Raw genomic sequence first — 17,120 nt, forward strand, 5'->3', positions numbered from 1 at the left:
CATATACAGGACCTTAAGAAAACACTTCATTTGAAATTCCTTCTAAGGTCCTGTTCTGTATCGATTTTCGCTGCTTGGTTCGACGGGCATTTTTCGCCAAGTAAACGGCAGCCCATTCCAGACGCTCTCTTATTTCCACCAACACCCGATGAGCCACCGCTTCCAATAACGGGAACCACCAGGTTCCGCTATTTTTCGCCGCTTTCAGTGTGGATAAACCGTCCCCCATCAGCGTCTGAGCTACCCGTCTTTTCATCACCAGCGACAACAGGCTGGCCCACACCAGCCCCTCGGCAATGGCTTTCTGACCTGTCACAAAGCCCTTGAGCCGGTTGTGCGACTTCCACTCCTTAAACAGCAGCTCCACCTGCCAACGACAGCGGTACAGGCTCATCACCCGCTCTGCTGGCCATGCCTCTCGTGGCAGATTGGTCATCCAGATACAGAACCGTTTCTCCTCGGCAAACCAGCGTCGGATCAGCCGATACTCGAACTTGCCCGATTTCACCACCATATCCAGTACCTCTGCCCGACAGTGCCGCCGTCCAGCATCCTTGAGTGACAGGCCCGCCAGCTTCGGCACTTCCCGTTCGTCACCGCGCCATGCCCGGATAATCTTCGGGTTCAGGCTCTTACTACCCCTGACCAGATAGAAACCGCCCGCCTCGTTTAGTTTCGCAAAGTAGGCCATATCGATGTAACCCGCGTCCGCCAACAGCAGGCTGTTATTGAGCCGCTCGGGCTCAGGCAGGAACTGGCGCTCTGACGCCGTATCGGCAGAGACCTGCATGCAAACTGGACTTTGCTCCAATAGAGACATGAGCATATGACACTCGATTGCCGCCGGGCTAATGGTCTTGAACCTTCCCGGAAACACTTCGGCCAGGCTTTTGTGGACGGCAAAGGAAGTACCATCCTGCAACAACACCTGTTTGAATGCGCCAAGGGATGCAGTCTTCATCTGTTGGCCGATACGCAAGGCGATAGCCCGTTCAACCAGCGCCTTCATGAACAGGGCGAACGACGCTTTGCGCAACTGGTTGTGAAAGGGCTTGTAGGAAACCTGATGGGCATCAACCAGTTGCAAGGCATTGAAATGATGGTGCAATCCAGCGATACCATCGACCTGGTCGCAGCCAAGTGCCCGCAAGAGTGCAGTCACCAGCATGGCAGGCGTAATGGCTCGTTTGCGCAAGCAAAATTGGCAGTCACGGGCAATGCGGTCGAGTTCGGCAGGAGAGAGAAGTTGCTCAAGATAGTGGTTGGCATCGATAATGGTCATGGCTTCGTGCGTGGCGGTTTTGTTTGGCGATAAAATCAGATCACAATCGAAGCCATTTTTATATCTATTTCAATTGGTTGCTGCTAAAGATCCTGTACATGTGGGGTTACTAGGGTCTGGCCCTTTTTAACCTGAGTTTCCCCAAGCTGGATTGAGCCCAGTTTGAAGGTACAGGTGTCACCGTCATTAAAGAGGAACTGACCTTGCGAGTTCGTGACGTCCGAGTAATTGCCGCATTTGTAGTTCAACCCGGCTACCGCACTATCAATAAAGGTGGCAGTCAACGCAGGTTTGGTGGCGTTTCCACCATTGCCACTGTTATTGCCATTATTTGTGCTGGCACCGTCGCCACCACCGCCACAACCTGCCAGCGCCAAGCTGGATAACGCCGTCACAACCGATAAAGCCAGAATATTTTTTTTCATTTTTATTTTCCTGAAACAACGATGCATATGTCACCGGCACCTGGCTGAGGAAGTCAGAATGGGTGGCATGAATTGATGCAAAAGAAGCCCAATTGATGTTTTTGTTAGTTTCATTTGAGATCTATGCGGTGGGCATCATACAGGGGCTCATATGGTTTTCAACTTGATCTGGATCTCGAGTTCATATGAATTGTGAGCTTGCTCAACAAAGTGGAAGCGGGGGCTGATTGTTGGTTAGGGAATGTTGACTGGAGAGTATTAGAGAGAGGGTTTGTGAGCGTTGGTCGTTTCCAGCTGTAGCCAACTCTTGCTCGCGCGGTTTGTGGGGATTTTGCGAGCCGGATCACGGGCTTGCCGGGGGGCTGGATGAATAAGAGGGGAAAACGGTTTACAGTAACTTGCTGAACAATAAGAGAAATGTCGTTTGGGTCCTTTGGTTGTTAGCATAAAAAACTGAAAAGTAGCTAAAAAACAACTACTTATAAGGTTATTTGCTTAGAATTCAAACCGTTAACGCAAACGTTTTTCCCTTATCATTTGCTTGACCCGCATCGGGGCTGACTTAGAGTAAGCCTGCGTGCTAGATAGCCTGCTCTGACAGGCAAGCAAGTTCCCTCACTTAATAACAATCAAGGATACGATCGTGACTAAAGTGCTCAAGCTGGCCACTGTGGCCTCCCTCACTCTCGCTGCTCTCTCTGCTCAGGCTGCTTCCGAGCCAGCCGTCATTTATGACACCGCGGGCAAGTATGACAAATCATTCAACGAAGCCGTGTTCCGTAACGGCGTCGAGCTCTACAACAAGGACAAGGGCGTCAAGGTCAAAGAGTTTGAACCCCAGAACGAAGCCCAGCGCGAGCAGGGTCTGCGTCGTCTGGCCAGCCGTGGCAACGGCCCGATCGTGGCGGTCGGTTTCAACATGGGTTCTGCGGTAGAGAAGGTTGCGACCGAATTCCCGAAAACCCAGTTCACCATCATCGATATGGTGGTCGACAAGCCGAACGTCCAGTCCGTCATCTTCAAGGAGCATGAAGGTTCCTTCCTGGTGGGTGCACTGGCCGCCATCGCTTCCAAGAGCGGCAAGGTCGGCTTCGTGGGTGGCATGGATATCCCGCTGATCCGCAAATTCCAGTGCGGTTACGAGCAGGGTGCCAAGTTCGTCAATCCGAAGATCGAAGTGTTCCAGAACATGGCGGGCTCTACCCCGGCCGCGTTTGCTGACCCGGCCAAAGGTGCCGAGCTGGCCAAGTCCCAGTTCGCCAAGGGCGCTGACGTGGTTTACGCCGCAGCTGGCGGTACCGGTATTGGTGTCTATCAGGCAGCCAAGGACAGCGGCAAGTTCGCCATCGGTGTGGACTCCAACCAGAACCACCTGCAACCGGGCACCATGCTGACCTCCATGGTCAAGTCTGTGGGTCTGGCCGCTTACCAGACTTGGGATGACGCTGCCAAAGGCGAGTGGAAGCCGGGTATCAAGAACCTGGGTCTGGCCGAAGGCGGTGTGGATTGGGCGCTCGACAAGGACAACGAGAAGCTGATCACCCCGGAAATGAAAGCCAAGGTAGATGCCATCAAGGCTGAAATCATCGCTGGCAAGGTCAAGGTTCATGACTACATGAGCGATAACACCTGCAAATACTAATTAGATAGCTGCTACGACTCTCAACGCACCACCGGCCCGCACGGGCCGGTTTTTAGTCTTATTTCATGAAACGCAGGGCTGCATCATGGACCAGACAGATCGCTATGCCATCGAATTAAGAGGTATCGATAAGCGGTTCGGCGAAGTGTACGCCAACAAGCTGATCGACCTTAAGGTTCGCAAAGGCAGTATCCACGGCATTGTCGGCGAAAATGGCGCCGGTAAGTCCACCCTGATGAGCATCATTTATGGTTTCTACCATGCCGACAAAGGCGAGATGCTGATCGACGGGAATCCTTTCAAACCCCATGGCTCACAAGATGCGATTGCCGCAGGGGTGGGCATGGTTCACCAGCACTTCATGCTGGTCAATAACTTCACCGTATTGGAAAACGTCATCCTCGGCGCTGAGAACGGCTGGCACCTTCAGCAGAGCGTGGCGTCAGCCGAAAAGCTGCTTGGCGAACTGGCGCGGGATTATGGCCTCGACGTGCCGTTGCACGAAAAGGTCGAAGATCTGCCGGTTGGCTTGCAACAGCGGGTCGAAATTCTCAAAGCGCTCTATCGCGGCGCCCGCATCCTGATCCTCGACGAGCCGACCGGGGTACTGACCCCGCAAGAGGCGGATCACCTGTTCGAGGTGCTGAAAAAGCTGCGGGATCAGGGGGCGACCATCATTCTTATCACCCACAAGCTGCGGGAGATCCTGGCCATTACCGATCAGGTCTCCATCATGCGCCGTGGCGAGATGGTGGCACACGTCGCCACCAAGGATACCGACAAGGAGCAACTGGCCGAACTGATGGTGGGCCGCAAGGTGCGCCTCAAGGTCGACAAGGGGCCAACCCAGCCCGGTGAAGCCAAGCTGAAGATCGAAGGGCTCAGCTATTTCGATGCCAGCAAGGTGGAGCGGGTCAAATCGGTCAGCTTCGAGGTGCGGGCCGGTGAAGTGGTCGGCATCGCAGGGGTCTCCGGCAACGGTCAGTCCGAACTGCTCAGCCTGCTTGGCGGCATTCTCAAGCCGAGCAAGGGCAGCTTCACCATCAGCAGCCGCAGCGGCGTGCACAAAGTGAGCGCTGAGCACCCGGCCGATCCCGAACTGGTGCGCAACTACGGCCTCGGCCATGTGCCGGAAGATCGCCACAAGATGGGGCTGATCAACCGCTTCGAGGCGAAAGAGGCCTTTATTCTCGGTTATCACCGCCGTCCGCAATACAACAAGGGGTGGCTGCAGAACAAGGAGGCGATCCAGCAGGATTGTCAGGCCAAGATGGAGAAGTGGGACGTGCGCCCGCCCCATCCCGATCACAAGACCGCCAACTTCTCCGGTGGCAACCAGCAGAAGCTGGTGATCGCCCGTGAAGTGGAGCAGGACCCGGATGTGCTGTTGATCGGCCAGCCGACCCGCGGGGTCGACATCGGCGCCATCGAGTATATCCACCAGCAGATCATCGCCATGCGCGACAAGGGCAAGGCTGTCTTGTTGGTTTCGGTGGAGCTGGACGAGATCATGAGCCTCGCAGATCGCATTCTGGTCATTGCCGATGGTCGCATCGTCGGCGAGCTGGATGGTGCCAAGGCGGATGAGCGCACCATTGGTCTGATGATGGCGAATATCGTTCCCGATGACGTTGCCAAGGAGGCCCACTGATGAGACAAGTACGTATTCCTGCCTGGGTCTCCGTAGGCGTCTTGTCTGCGGTCAACATCCTGCTGGCCTTCCTGGTGTCGGCCATTCTGTTTTACTACCTCGACATCAACCCGGTCGATGCCGCCAAGATCATGTGGTACGGCGCGTTCGGCACCGGTGAAGGGGTCGGCTTCACCCTCTACTACGCAACCGGCTTTATCTTTACCGGTCTGTCGGTGGCGGTCGCCTTCCACGCCGGTCTGTTCAATATCGGCGGTGAAGGTCAGGCCTATATCGGCGGGCTTGGTGTCGGTCTGGTCTGTCTGATGCTCGGCGATGTGCTGCCGTTTGCCCTGCTGTTGCCGCTCTCCATCATTGCCGGTGGTCTGTTCGGTGCGGCCTGGGCCTTTATTCCGGCCTGGCTGCAAGCCAAGCGCGGCAGCCATATCGTGATCACCACCATCATGTTCAACTTCATCGCCGCCTCGCTGATGGCCTATCTGCTGGTGGAGGTGTTCAAGCCGCCCGGCTCGATGGCGACCGAGAGCAAGGTGTTTGCCGAAGCAAGCTGGCTGCCCAAGATGAGCGGGCTGGCGAACCTGTTCGGGATGGAGATCCCCAACAGCCCGCTCAATATCAGCTTCTTCTGGGCGCTGATCTGTGCGGCGCTGGTGTGGGTCTTTATCTGGCACACCCGCTGGGGTTACGAGATCCGCTCGGTCGGCGCCAGCCAAAGTGCCTCCGCCTACGCCGGTATCTCCTATCCCAAGGTGGTGATCCTGGCCATGGTCATCTCCGGCATGCTGTCGGGCTTCTTTGCCCTCAACGTGCTGCAGGGTGAGCTGCACCAGATCAAGCTCAACTTCGTGGAAGGGTTCGGTTTCACCGGTATCGCGGTGGCGCTGATGGGGCGCAACCATCCGGTCGGCGTCATCATCGCCAGCCTGCTGTTCGGTTTCCTCTATCAGGGGGGCGCCGAGCTCAGCTTCGAGTTCGGTGTCGACCGCAACATCGTGGTGGTGTTGCAGGGTCTGGTGATCCTGTTCTGTGGCGCCCTTGAGCACATGATGCGCCCGCGCATCGAGCAGCTCTATCTGGCATTTGCCAACCGCTCAGCCGCGAAAGCTAAAGGAGTCTGATCATGTTTGAAATTCTGATCCTGATGCTGGATGCGACCATTCGTACCGCGCCGCCCCTCATTCTTGCCGCCATGGCGGGCATGTTTTGCGAGCGCTCCGGGGTGGTCAATATCGCGCTGGAAGGCAAACTGCTGGCGGCGGCGTTCGCCAGTGGTGCGGCGGCGGCGGTCTCCGGTTCTGCCTGGGTAGGTCTGGGTGCCGGGGTGGGTGTCTCCATCCTGTTCGCCCTGATGCACGGTTTTGCCACCATCACCCATCGCGGTGATCAGGTGGTGAGCGGCATGGCCATCAACATTCTGGCGGCCGGTCTGACCGTCACCCTGGGCCGTTACTGGTTCGATCAGGGTGGCCAGACGCCGGCGCTCTCCGGTGATGCCCGTTTCGCCCCCATCGATCTGCCCTATGCCAAGGAGTTGTGGGATGTGCCGGTGATCGGCCAGCTCTACAGCGAGCTGCTGAGCGGCCACTCCCTGCTGGAGTACGTGGCGTTCGCCTGCGTGCCGCTGGCCTGGTGGGTGATGTTCCGTACCCGCTTCGGTCTGCGGCTGCGGGCGGTGGGCGAGGCACCGGCAGCGGTCGATACCGCCGGTATCTCTGTGGTGCGGATGCGCTACACCGCGCTCCTCATCGGCGGCCTGCTGGCCGGTATCGGTGGCACCTATCTGGCGGTGGCCCAGACGGCCCAGTTCATCCCCAACATGAGCGCGGGCAAGGGCTTTATGGCGCTGGCGGCGCTGGTGTTCGGCAAGTGGCGTCCCTGGAATGCCATGGCAGCCTGTCTGCTGTTCGGCTTCCTCGATGCGGTCGCCATCCGGCTGCAAGGGGTCAGCATCGGTGGCTTCGCCATTCCGGTGCAGGCCATCGAGGCACTGCCCTACATCCTGACCGTGTTCCTGCTGGCCGGTTTTATCGGCCGCGCGGTGGCACCCAAGGCACTTGGTACACCTTATGTGAAGGAGCGGGAGTAGCGCCTTTTATTGCGATATTCCCGATCACACAGATAACAGCAGGCCCACTTCGGTGGGCCTGTTTTTTATGGTTTGAGTGGCTGATTACAGCAGGAACAGGGTCGCCAGCCCGAGGAAGATAAAGAAGCCGCCTGTGTCGGTGATGGCGGTGATCATCACGCTGGCCCCCACAGCCGGGTCGCGGCCGAGGCGGGTCATGGTCATGGGGATGATGACTCCCATCAGGGCGGCCACCAGCAGGTTGAGCATCATGGCCAGGGTCATCACGGCACCGAGCGCCGCATCCTGATAGAGCAGATAGGTGGCGATGCCCATGGTGCCGCCCCACACCAGCCCGTTGATAAAAGCGACGCCGAGTTCCCGCAGCAGCAGGAAGGAGAGGTTGCCCGCCTGAATGTGCTGCAGCGCCAGCGCCCGCACTATCATGGTGATGGTCTGGTTGCCGGTGTTGCCGCCGATCCCGGCGACGATGGGCATCAGCGCCGCCAGCGCCACCAGTTGGGAGATGGTGTGCTCGAACAGGCCGATCACCCGCGAGGCGACAAAGGCGGTGCAGAGGTTGATGGCAAGCCAGGCCCAGCGGGTCTTGACCGCCTTGGAGACCGGGGCGAACACGTCTTCATCCTCGCTGATACCCCCCATCCGGCGCAGGTCGGTGTCACTCTCCTCATAGACCAGATCCACCACCTCTTCGACGGTGAGGCGGCCCATCAGCTTGCCCTTGCCATCCACCACGGCGGCGGAGAGCAGGTCATCCCGCTCGAAGGTGCGGGCGGCCGCTTCGTCGTTATCCTCCGGATCGAAGGTGACCGGATCACGCTCCATCACGTCGCTCACCAGGGTGGCGGGCTTGTGCAGCAGCACAGTGGTGAGGGCCAGCTCCCCCAGCAGGTGGTTGCGCCGATCGATGACGAACAGCTTGTCGGTGTTGGCGGGGATCTTGCCGCGTAGCCGCAGATAGCGCTGCACAGTGGCGAGCGTCACCTCGGGGCGGATGGTGATGATCTCGAAGTCCATCATGGCGCCGACGGTGTGCTTGCCGTAGCGGATCACCTCCCGCACCCGATCCCGGTCGGCGGGGGCCATATAGGTGAGCAGCCGCCCCATCAGGTTGCGGGGCAGGTACTGGCCCAGATAGATCTGGTCATCGATATCCAGAGAGCGCAGGGCGTGCAGCAGCTCCTTGTCGCTCATCCCGCTGATAAGGCTGTCCCACACCGTCTCCGACGCTTCAACCAGGATCTGGCCGCGCTTCTCCTCCTCCACCAGCGCCCACAGGGCATGACGCTCATCGGGCGGCAGCGACTCCAGCGCATCGGCGACGTCGGCGGCGGGCAACCCGTTGACCAGCGAGGTGAGTTCGCTGGTCTGATCGCGTTGCTCGGCATCCTGCACCACCTGCGGATCGAGCAGGCTGTCGGTGAGGGCGTCATCGCGTAGCAGCAGGGTGAGAATGCGGGATCTGTCATCCGCGCGCTGCCGGGCGCTGTTCTTGATGGGAAGAGACATGGGATGAATTCCTGAGATGGTAGCCAAGGGCTCAATGCCCATAGGATACCAGACTTAAAACAACAGGTTATGACCGTGATGGGAGAAGAGGGAGGTAAAGGTGAGGCCACCTGCTGGTGGCCTCATGATCGTTTGCCGAGGATCCCTCAGGCGAGGGCTCGCTGAGCCTGTGGTGCCTCGCCAAACCAGGCGAGCCGGTCGGCCAGGGTTACCACAGAACCCACCATGATCAGGGCCGGGCTTTCGACCCCCACCGCCAGCGCGGGTAGCTCATCGAGAGTGCCACGAATGACCCGCTGGCAGGGCTGGGTGCCGCGCTCGATCAGCGCCACCGGGGTGTTGCTCGCTTTGCCGTGGGCCAGCAGCTGCTCGCGGATGGTGGCGCAGGATGAGAGCCCCATGTAGAACACCAGGGTCTGCTTGTCCTTGGCGAGCAGCGGCCAGTCGAGATCCCGGGCGCCCCCCTTGCCGTGGGCGGTGACGAAGCGTACGCTCTGGGCGTGATCGCGGTGGGTGAGCGGAATACCGGCGTAGGCGGCGCAGCCGCTGGCCGCAGTGATCCCCGGCACCACCTGAAAGCCAATCCCAGTACCAACGAGCGTCTCCAGCTCCTCGCCGCCACGGCCGAAGATAAAGGGGTCACCCCCCTTCAGCCGCACCACCCGCTGGCCCTTTTTCGCCTCCTCCAGCAAGAGCTGGTTGATCCCCTCCTGCGGCACGCAGTGGTTGCCCGCCTGCTTGCCGACGAAGATGCGCTTGGCATCCCGGCGCACCAGCGCCATCACTTCGTCAGAGACCAGTCGGTCGTAAACCACCACGTCCGCCTGCTGCATCTGGCGCAGGGCGTGTAGGGTGAGCAGGCCCGGATCGCCGGGGCCAGCCCCCACCAGCACCACTTCGCCTCCGGTCTGGCTTTCATCGGCAAACAGGTTGTCGGCCAGCTGGTGGGCGCTGGCGCTATCGCCCCGCGCCAGCGCCTGCCCGAGGCGATCGGCCCCGAGCAGCCGCTCCCAGAAGCGGCGCCGCTCTCCCATGCTGGCGAAGCGGGCCTTGACCCGCTCCCGCAGGCTGCCGGCGAAGGCCGCCACGGCCCCCAGATGCTGCGGCAGCAGGGCTTCCAGTTTTTCCCGCAGCAAACGGGCCAGCACAGGCGCCTTGCCTCCGGAGGAGATGGCCACCATCAGCGGCGAGCGATCGATGATCGACGGCATGATGAAGCTGGAGCGTTTCGGGTCATCCACCACGTTGGCAAAGATCCGCGCCTGATTGGCGCTCTGGTAGACCAGCGCATTCACCTCGCGCCGATCGGTGGCGGCCACCACCAGCCACTTGCCCGCCAGTTGCTGCGGTGCAAATTCACCGGCCAGCCACTCGATGCTCCCGTTGGCAGCCAGTTCCGCCAGCTCGGGGTCGAGCTCGGGCGCCACGACGGTGAGGCGAGCACCGGCATCCAGCAGCAGGCGCGCCTTGCGCTCTGCTACCTCGCCGCCGCCGACCAGCAGTACGGGTTTGTTGTCGAGTCGGCAAAAGATGGGCAAGTAGTCCATGGGGCCTCCTGATCAGGCGGTTCGGGTCTGGTTGGCGGTGCTGGTGGTTTCGCTCACCGCGACCGGGCGCTCAGCCTTGGGGGTGGCATACCAGTAGCCGAGGCCCATAAAGAGGGCGCCGGAGACGGTGTTGCCGAGGGTCACCCACAGCAGGTTGTGGCCGATGCCGCTCAGGGTGTAGGCCTCCGAGTGGGCGCCAAACCAGGAGAGGGCGAACAGGGTCATGTTGGCGATGGAGTGTTCGTAGCCGGAGGCGATAAAGGCCAGCAGACACCACCAGATGGCGATGAAGCGGGCAGCCCCTTCGGTGCGCAGCGCCATCCAGATGGCGAGGCAGACCAGCCAGTTGCAGAGGATCCCCTTCATAAACAGGGTCAGCGCCGGTGCCTGGGTTTTGGCCAGCGCCACCTTGTGGGCCAGACTGCCTGCGTCCGGCAGCAGGCTGCCGCCGTAGGAGTAGATCAGCGCCACCACGATGGAGCCAATCAGATTGCCGGCCCAGGTTTGCGGCAGGATGCGCAGCAGGTCGGCCATGGTGATCTTGCCGGTTTTCACCCCGAAGGTGAGGAACATGGTGTGGCCGGTGAACAGCTCGGAGCCGGCGATGATCACCAGGGTCAGGGCGATGCCGAAGGTGGCTCCCATCACCAGCGGCCGGATGGCGGGATCCACCAGATTGCCGAGGGTGAAGATGAGGATGATGCCGAGGCCCACATAGGCCCCCGCCATGGCGGAGCTGAGCCAGAAGCCGAGCTTGTCGCTGCGCTCGAAGCAGTTGATGCGGGCCGCGTTGGCGGCGCATTTGTTGATGGTTTCCGTGTACATCTTGTGAGTCCTTGAAAGGGCTGCCCTCAGGCAGCCCGAAAGAGAGTGAAATCGGCTTTAGACGGCGACCCAGACCTGCTGGTCGCGCACTTCAACGGGATAGCTCTGCACCGACATGGCTGGGTTGTCGAAACAGTGGCCATCGCTCAGGCGAAAGCGCTGCTTCTTGAGCGGGCTGGCCACCCAGAGTTCGCCGTCGTGTTCGCAGATCAGGCCCCGCGACAGCACGTTGGCGGCGAAGAAGGGATCCCGGTTGTCGATGGCGAACACCTCGGCCGCCGCGCTCGGGCGGAACAGGGCGATCTGACGACCCTCAATCAGAGCGCAGACGCCGGTTCCCGGCAGGATGTCGTTGAGTTGGCAGGCAAGTTTCATCATTTGGTTTCCACCTCGATCTGGTAGACGGGGATGCGCTCGGCCGGAGTGGCGGGTCTGTGCTGGTCGCGCTCGCTGACGAACTGAACGTCCGGGTCGCGCTTGTCGCTGTTGATGAAGTGGCTGAAGCGCTTGAGCGCCTCCTCTTCATTAAGGGTGCGCGACCATTCGCACTCGTAGCTGTCGATGAGGGTCTGGATATCGCGCTCGAGCGTGTCGGCCAGTCCCAGCTTGTCGTCGACGATTACCTCACGCAGGTAGTCGACGCCCCCTTCCAGATTGCCGAGCCAGACCGAGGTGCGCTGCAGTTTGTCGGCGCTGGTGACGTAGAACATCATAAAGCGGTCGATCAGCTTGATGAGGGTCTCGCGGTCGAGGTCTGAAGCCAGCAGATCGGCGTGGCGCGGTTTCATGCCGCCGTTGCCGCCCACATAGAGGTTCCAACCCGCATCGGTGGCGATGATACCGACATCCTTACCTTGGGCTTCCGCACATTCACGGGTACAGCCGGAGACGCCGAACTTCATCTTGTGGGGGGTGCGAATGCCCTTGTAGCGGTTCTCGAGGAAGACCCCGAGGCCGACGCTGTCCTGTACGCCGAAGCGGCACCAGGTGCTGCCGACACAGGTCTTGGCCATGCGCAGCGCCTTGGCGTAGGCCTGACCGGTCTCGAAACCGGCCGCCAGCAGCTTGCGCCAGATGGCGGGCAGATCATCCTTCTGGGCCCCGAACAGGCCGATGCGCTGGGCGCCGGTGATCTTGGTGTAGAGCTGGTAGTCGCGGGCCACTTCGGCCACCGCCAGCAGCCCCTCCGGAGTCACTTCGCCACCGGCCATGCGCGGGATGACGGAGTAGCTGCCGTCCTTCTGCATGTTGCCGAGGAAGATGTCGTTGGTGTCCTGCAGCGGGATGTTGCGCGGGCTCAGCACATGCTCGTTCCAGCAGGAGGCGAGGATGGAACCTACGGTCGGTTTGCACACCTCGCAGCCATAGCCTTGGCCATGTTTGGCCAGCAGTTCGTCGAAGCTCTTGATCCCCTCCACCTTGACCAGATGGAACAGCTCCTGACGGGAGTGTTGGAAGTGGGCGCAGAGGTGGTTGTTGACCTCGATGCCCTGCTTCACCAGCTCGGCGTTGAGCACCTGACTGATGAGCGGCACGCAGCCGCCGCAGCCGGTACCGGCCTTGGTGTGCTGCTTGATGGCGGCCAGCGTGGTGTGACCCTCGGCCACCGCCTGGGCGATGTCGCCCTTGGAGACGTCGAAGCAGGAGCAGATCTGGGCGCTCTCCGGCAGGGCATCCACCCCCAGCGTCGGCTTGGCACCGGCGTAGGCGGGCAGGATCAGGGTATCCGGGTGGCTCGGCAGCGGCAGGGCGTTGAGCATCATCTGCAGCAGGTTGCCGTAATCTTCCACATCACCCACCAGCACGGCGCCGAGCAGGCGGCTGTTGTCTTCGCTCACCACGATCTTCTTGTAGACGCCGGCCTGATCGTCCTGAAACACATAGCTGTGGCTGCCCGGGGTGCGACCATGGGCATCGCCGATGGAGCCGACGGAGACGCCGAGCAGCTTGAGCTTGGCGCTCATGTCTGCCCCCTCGAAACAGCTGTCGCCGCCGAGCAGATGGTCGACGGTGATCTGGGCCATCTTGTAGCCCGGCGCTACCAGTCCGAAGAAGCGCCCCTGCCAGGCGGCGCACTCGCCGATGGCGTAGATGTCGGGGTCGGAGGTGAGGCAGTGATCGTCGATGACGATGCCGCCGCGCTCGGCGATGGCGAGATCACCGTAACGGCCCAACGTATCTTGCGGACGAATGCCGGTGGAGAAGACCACCACGTCCACTTCCAGCTGGCTGCCGTCGGCGAAGGCGAGGCGGTGTTTCGCCTGTTCACCGCCATGCATCAGGATCTCGCTGGTGCTCTTGCTGGTGTGTACCTGCACCCCCATGGATTCAATCTTGCGGCGCAGCAGCTGGCCACCCTGACCGTCGAGCTGCTCGGCCATCAGCACAGGAGCAAACTCCACCACGTGGGTCTCGAGACCCAGTGCCTTGAGGGCGCCGGCGGCTTCCAGGCCAAGCAGGCCGCCCCCGATCACCACCCCGCTCTTGCCACTCCTGGCGGCGCTGCGGATGGCTTTCAGATCCTCGATGGTGCGATAGACGAAGCACTCGTGGTGCTGACTGCCCGCAATGGAGGGCACCCAGGGGTAGGAACCGGTGGCCAGCACCAGCTTGTCGTACCCGACCACAGTGCCCTTGTTGGAGTGCACTTCGCGGTTGGCCCTGTCGATTGTTTTCACCGCTTCGCCGAGCAGCAGGCGGATGCCGTGCTTGTCGTAGAAGCCGGGTTTGACGAGGGAGAGATCTTCGCTGGTGTGATGGGAGAAGTAGGAGGAGAGATGGACGCGATCGTAGGCGGGACGGGGTTCTGCACCGAAGACGGTGATCTCGTAGCGGCCCGGCTCGGCCCGCTCGATCAGCTCTTCGATGAAGCGGTGCCCCACCATGCCGTTACCCACAACGACCAGTCTGACTTTGCTCATGATTGCCTCTAGTTTGGAGTAATAAAACATCATTCTGGGGCTAGGCTACCCAGTCAGTCGGGGCGGGCAATTGATGCAAATCAAGTGTCTATTTATATATCTCGTCAGGGGTAATTTAATAAAATTCAAAGATATACAAAAATAGGTATACCAGTTGAGTGTTTTGGTGCTGGGTGCGAGTGGGACATAGAGAGAAGGGGGCTGGGGCTTAAAATGCAAAACGCCCCCATTTCTGGAGGCGTTTTTTTACAAACAGAACTGCGCTTACAGAATAAAGCGGCTCAGATCCTCATCCTCGACAAGCGCACCGAGGTGGGCGTTGACGTAGTCGGTGTCGATGACAAAGGTCTCGCCGGACTTCTCGGAGGCGTCATAGGAGATATCTTCCATCAGGCGCTCCATCACGGTGTGCAGACGACGGGCACCGATGTTCTCGGTACGCTCGTTAACCTGCCAGGCCGCTTCGGCCAGACGGCGGATGCCATCCTTGGTGAACTCGATGTTGACCCCTTCGGTGGCCATCAGCGCCTTGTACTGATCGGTCAGGGAGGCGTTCGGTTCGGTCAGGATACGCTCGAAGTCATCTGTGGTCAGGGCGGTCAGCTCGACCCGGATCGGCAGACGGCCCTGCAGCTCGGGGATCAGATCTGACGGCTTGGCGATCTGGAAGGCGCCGGAGGCGACAAACAGGATATGGTCGGTCTTGACCATGCCGTGCTTGGTGTTGACGGTGCAGCCCTCGACCAGCGGCAGCAGGTCGCGTTGTACCCCTTCGCGGGAGACATCTGGACCCGAGCTCTCGCCGCGCTTGCAGATCTTGTCGATCTCGTCGAGGAAGACGATGCCGTTGTTCTCAACCGCTGCGATCGCTTTCTGCTTCAGCTCTTCCGGATTGACCAGACGGGCCGCTTCCTCTTCGATCAGCGCCTTCATGGCCTCTTTGACCTTGATCTTGCGCTTCTTCTTCTGGTTCTGGCCCAGGTTCTGGAACAGCCCCTGCAGTTGGTTGGCCATCTCTTCCATGCCCGGCGGGGTCATGATTTCGACGCCCATCGGGGAGGCGGAGAGTTCCAGCTCGATCTCTTTGTCATCCAGCTGACCTTCCCGCAGTTTCTTGCGGAAGATCTGGCGGGTGTTGGAGTTGTCGGCTTTCTCTTCCTCACCCCAGGTGTTGCGCGGGTTGGGCAGCAGGGCGTCGAGGATGCGCTCTTCGGCGGCTTCCTCGGCGCGATATTTCATCTTCTCCATCTCGGTTTCGCGCACCAGCTTGATGGCGGCATCGGTCAGATCGCGGATGATACTGTCCACTTCCTTGCCGACATAGCCCACTTCGGTGAACTTGGTCGCTTCCACCTTGATGAAGGGGGCGTTGGCCAGCTTGGCCAGACGACGGGCAATCTCGGTCTTGCCGACACCGGTCGGGCCGATCATCAGGATGTTTTTCGGGGTCACTTCATGGCGCATCTCTTCGTTGAGCTGCATCCGGCGCCAGCGGTTGCGCAGGGCAACGGCAACGGCGCGCTTGGCATCGGCCTGACCAATGATGTGTCTGTCCAGCTCGTGGACGATTTCTCTCGGGGTCATCTCGGACATGATGGTGTTCCTGTATCCGGGGCGGGCAGTGCCCACCCCTTGGGAAATTGGGTTGGCTGGCGGCCTTATTTGGCTACGTAGTCCAGCACTTCGATGGTGTGGTTGCCGTTGGTGAAGACACAGATGTCGCCCGCAATCTTGAGGGACTTCTCGACAATGGTCCTGGCATCCAGCTCGGTGTTTTCCAGCAGCGCGATGGCGGCGGACTGGGCGAAGTTGCCGCCGCTGCCGATGGCGATGAGATCGTGCTCCGGCTGCACCACGTCACCGTTGCCGGTGATGATGAAGGATTTGTGTTCGTCGGCCACGGCCAGCAGCGCTTCGAGGCGGCGCAGGGCGCGATCGGTGCGCCAATCTTTGGCCAGCGCCACGGCGGCGCGCTCCAGATTACCCTGATGGGCCTGCAGTTTTGCTTCGAAACGCTCGAGCAGGGTGAAGGCGTCGGCGGTACCGCCAGCGAAACCGGCCAGCACCTTGCCGTTATAGAGACGATGAACCTTGCGGGCGTTGCCCTTCATGACGGTGTTGCCAAGAGAAACCTGGCCATCGCCACCGATGACGACCTGACCGTTGCGGCGAACTGAAACTATGGTAGTCACTTTACTTACCTCGCTTGAGCCGAATGACGGCCTGACTGTGCATGGCAAGAAAGATGGGGATGGCAAACGGGCTTTTCAACCCTGCTTTTGGTCGGGATAAACGGGGTAGCAATTAGGGTGGGTGCGAGTGACACCAAAAGAACAGGGCCGGGTGTTGCCACCCGGCCCTGCGTCATCGGTAAGCGGATTACCCTTTCTTGGGAATGCAGCCGCTGATGCCGGAGCTCTGCAGCTTGCTGTTGGCCGCGTCGGCGGCCGCCTTGCCGTTGAAGGGGCCCACCATCACCTTGTAGACGGTGCCGTTGGCGCCATTGATCACCTGCAGGCTGGAAGAGAGGCCGGCGGTGAAGGCGATACGCGCCTTGAGCGACTCTGCGGAATCCTGCGAGCGCAGGGCGGCGCACTGCATCATGTAGCGACCGCTGTCGGCGGCTGCGGTCTGGGCTGGCGGGGTGGCCGCTTTGGCCTTGGCCTTGGCCGCTTCGGCGCGCTCCCGTTCCAGCTCGGCACGGATCTCCCGCTCCATCCGTTCCCGTTCTGCCTTGCGGTCGATCACCTGCTCTTGTGCGCTGGCAACCGGTGCACCCGAGGTGGAAGGGGTGGTCGCCGGATTGGGCTGATAGGGCTTGGGCTGGCCGATGGGTGTTCCCGGTTGGGGAATGTCGGTCGGCACCGGTTGTGGCAGTTTCTCCGGTTGCATGGTCATGGTATCTGCCGGTGGTGGCGGCAGCACACCTGGCTGGGTCGGCGGCTCTATGATATCGACCTGCTTGTTCTCAAGTCGTTCGATGTAGCTCCACTTCTCCTGAGGCAGCCCGTTATTCTGCGCTTTTGGCTTGTTGGCCTTTACCTGCTCCTCGATGGTGGGGGCGTCGTTGCCCTTGCCATTGATCATGTAAAGGAAGCCACCAAAGCCTGCCAGCAGTGCCACGACCAGCAGCACTGGAATAACAGGAAAGCGGCGAGGGGCCGCTTTCTTGGTATTGCGGCCACCCGCCCGACGTCGCGGGCGGCTGCCGACATAATCCCGGGTTGCCATC

At 60.5% G+C, this 17,120-nt stretch carries 14 protein-coding genes; 4 read left to right on the top strand and 10 right to left on the bottom strand.

Features of this window, described 5'->3' with window-relative positions; translation table 11 throughout:
* Window positions 1–13: 13 nt before the first annotated feature.
* Both AB5Y97_RS07265 and AB5Y97_RS07270 read right to left on the bottom strand, forming a co-directional pair.
* On the bottom strand, window positions 14–1,282 hold the full coding sequence (locus tag AB5Y97_RS07265; protein ID WP_041206016.1) for an IS4-like element ISAeme4 family transposase: 1,269 nt from the start codon (window positions 1,280–1,282) through the stop codon (window positions 14–16).
* Window positions 1,283–1,365: 83 nt separating this feature from the next.
* A complete protein-coding gene (locus tag AB5Y97_RS07270) occupies window positions 1,366–1,707 on the bottom strand; it encodes a hypothetical protein (protein WP_368157453.1) in 342 nt (113 codons plus the stop codon).
* A 643-nt stretch (window positions 1,708–2,350) separates the two neighbouring features.
* Here AB5Y97_RS07270 and AB5Y97_RS07275 point away from each other — a divergent pair.
* From AB5Y97_RS07275 to AB5Y97_RS07290, 4 genes are all read left to right on the top strand, one after another.
* A complete protein-coding gene (locus AB5Y97_RS07275; RefSeq protein ID WP_005340803.1) occupies window positions 2,351–3,349 on the top strand; it encodes a BMP family protein in 999 nt (332 codons plus the stop codon).
* A gap of 85 nt (window positions 3,350–3,434) precedes the next feature.
* Complete coding sequence (locus AB5Y97_RS07280; protein ID WP_005355628.1) at window positions 3,435–5,000, top strand: ABC transporter ATP-binding protein; 1,566 nt, start codon at window positions 3,435–3,437, stop codon at window positions 4,998–5,000.
* Window positions 5,000–6,118, top strand: coding sequence for an ABC transporter permease (locus AB5Y97_RS07285; protein ID WP_368157456.1), 1,119 nt, complete (start codon window positions 5,000–5,002; stop codon window positions 6,116–6,118). The genes AB5Y97_RS07280 and AB5Y97_RS07285 overlap by 1 nt, the downstream gene beginning before the upstream one ends.
* 2 nt (window positions 6,119–6,120) lie before the next feature.
* Window positions 6,121–7,086: an ABC transporter permease gene (locus tag AB5Y97_RS07290; RefSeq protein ID WP_005340795.1), complete on the top strand. Its 966-nt coding sequence runs from the start codon at window positions 6,121–6,123 to the stop codon at window positions 7,084–7,086.
* Window positions 7,087–7,170: 84 nt separating this feature from the next.
* Here the strand turns inward: AB5Y97_RS07290 and mgtE are convergent, their stop codons facing one another.
* The 8 genes from mgtE to AB5Y97_RS07330 all read right to left on the bottom strand — a co-directional run bounded on the left by mgtE (window position 7,171) and on the right by AB5Y97_RS07330 (window position 17,119).
* The gene (gene mgtE / locus AB5Y97_RS07295) at window positions 7,171–8,595 is read right to left on the bottom strand and encodes a magnesium transporter (protein WP_257687606.1); all 1,425 of its coding nucleotides are present in this window, start codon (window positions 8,593–8,595) and stop codon (window positions 7,171–7,173) included.
* Between the two features lie 146 nt (window positions 8,596–8,741).
* Window positions 8,742–10,142 (bottom strand): siroheme synthase CysG, encoded by a 1,401-nt coding sequence (gene cysG, locus AB5Y97_RS07300; protein WP_368157457.1) that lies wholly within the window; start codon window positions 10,140–10,142, stop codon window positions 8,742–8,744.
* A gap of 12 nt (window positions 10,143–10,154) precedes the next feature.
* Window positions 10,155–10,967, bottom strand: coding sequence for a nitrite transporter NirC (gene nirC, locus AB5Y97_RS07305; RefSeq protein ID WP_368157458.1), 813 nt, complete (start codon window positions 10,965–10,967; stop codon window positions 10,155–10,157).
* Between the two features lie 57 nt (window positions 10,968–11,024).
* Window positions 11,025–11,342: a nitrite reductase small subunit NirD gene (gene nirD / locus AB5Y97_RS07310; protein ID WP_041202829.1), complete on the bottom strand. Its 318-nt coding sequence runs from the start codon at window positions 11,340–11,342 to the stop codon at window positions 11,025–11,027.
* Window positions 11,342–13,888, bottom strand: coding sequence for a nitrite reductase large subunit NirB (gene nirB, locus AB5Y97_RS07315; RefSeq protein WP_368157460.1), 2,547 nt, complete (start codon window positions 13,886–13,888; stop codon window positions 11,342–11,344). Before nirB ends, nirD begins: the two co-directional genes overlap by 1 nt.
* Window positions 13,889–14,152: 264 nt before the next feature.
* A complete protein-coding gene (gene hslU, locus AB5Y97_RS07320; RefSeq protein ID WP_005340773.1) occupies window positions 14,153–15,481 on the bottom strand; it encodes an HslU--HslV peptidase ATPase subunit in 1,329 nt (442 codons plus the stop codon).
* A gap of 65 nt (window positions 15,482–15,546) precedes the next feature.
* Window positions 15,547–16,080 (bottom strand): ATP-dependent protease subunit HslV, encoded by a 534-nt coding sequence (gene hslV / locus AB5Y97_RS07325; protein ID WP_042081748.1) that lies wholly within the window; start codon window positions 16,078–16,080, stop codon window positions 15,547–15,549.
* A 187-nt stretch (window positions 16,081–16,267) separates the two neighbouring features.
* Window positions 16,268–17,119: an SPOR domain-containing protein gene (locus tag AB5Y97_RS07330; protein WP_201947673.1), complete on the bottom strand. Its 852-nt coding sequence runs from the start codon at window positions 17,117–17,119 to the stop codon at window positions 16,268–16,270.
* Window position 17,120: the final 1 nt, after the last annotated feature.

The sequence above is a fragment of the Aeromonas sp. R10-2 genome, assembly GCF_040908445.1.
GTDB classification, from domain to species: Bacteria; Pseudomonadota; Gammaproteobacteria; order Enterobacterales; family Aeromonadaceae; genus Aeromonas; species Aeromonas veronii.

What these genes read in the sequence shown, in the direction of transcription:
- AB5Y97_RS07265 (WP_041206016.1), bottom strand. Translation starts at nt 1,282, where the DNA reads ATGACCATTATCGATGCCAACCACTATCTTGAGCAACTTCTCTCTCCT.
- AB5Y97_RS07280 (WP_005355628.1), top strand. Translation starts at nt 3,435, where the DNA reads ATGGACCAGACAGATCGCTATGCCATCGAATTAAGAGGTATCGATAAG.
- AB5Y97_RS07270 (WP_368157453.1), bottom strand. Translation starts at nt 1,707, where the DNA reads ATGAAAAAAAATATTCTGGCTTTATCGGTTGTGACGGCGTTATCCAGC.
- mgtE (WP_257687606.1), bottom strand. Translation starts at nt 8,595, where the DNA reads ATGTCTCTTCCCATCAAGAACAGCGCCCGGCAGCGCGCGGATGACAGA.
- AB5Y97_RS07290 (WP_005340795.1), top strand. Translation starts at nt 6,121, where the DNA reads ATGTTTGAAATTCTGATCCTGATGCTGGATGCGACCATTCGTACCGCG.
- cysG (WP_368157457.1), bottom strand. Translation starts at nt 10,142, where the DNA reads ATGGACTACTTGCCCATCTTTTGCCGACTCGACAACAAACCCGTACTG.
- hslU (WP_005340773.1), bottom strand. Translation starts at nt 15,481, where the DNA reads ATGTCCGAGATGACCCCGAGAGAAATCGTCCACGAGCTGGACAGACAC.
- AB5Y97_RS07330 (WP_201947673.1), bottom strand. Translation starts at nt 17,119, where the DNA reads ATGGCAACCCGGGATTATGTCGGCAGCCGCCCGCGACGTCGGGCGGGT.
- nirB (WP_368157460.1), bottom strand. Translation starts at nt 13,888, where the DNA reads ATGAGCAAAGTCAGACTGGTCGTTGTGGGTAACGGCATGGTGGGGCAC.
- AB5Y97_RS07285 (WP_368157456.1), top strand. Translation starts at nt 5,000, where the DNA reads ATGAGACAAGTACGTATTCCTGCCTGGGTCTCCGTAGGCGTCTTGTCT.
- nirD (WP_041202829.1), bottom strand. Translation starts at nt 11,342, where the DNA reads ATGAAACTTGCCTGCCAACTCAACGACATCCTGCCGGGAACCGGCGTC.
- nirC (WP_368157458.1), bottom strand. Translation starts at nt 10,967, where the DNA reads ATGTACACGGAAACCATCAACAAATGCGCCGCCAACGCGGCCCGCATC.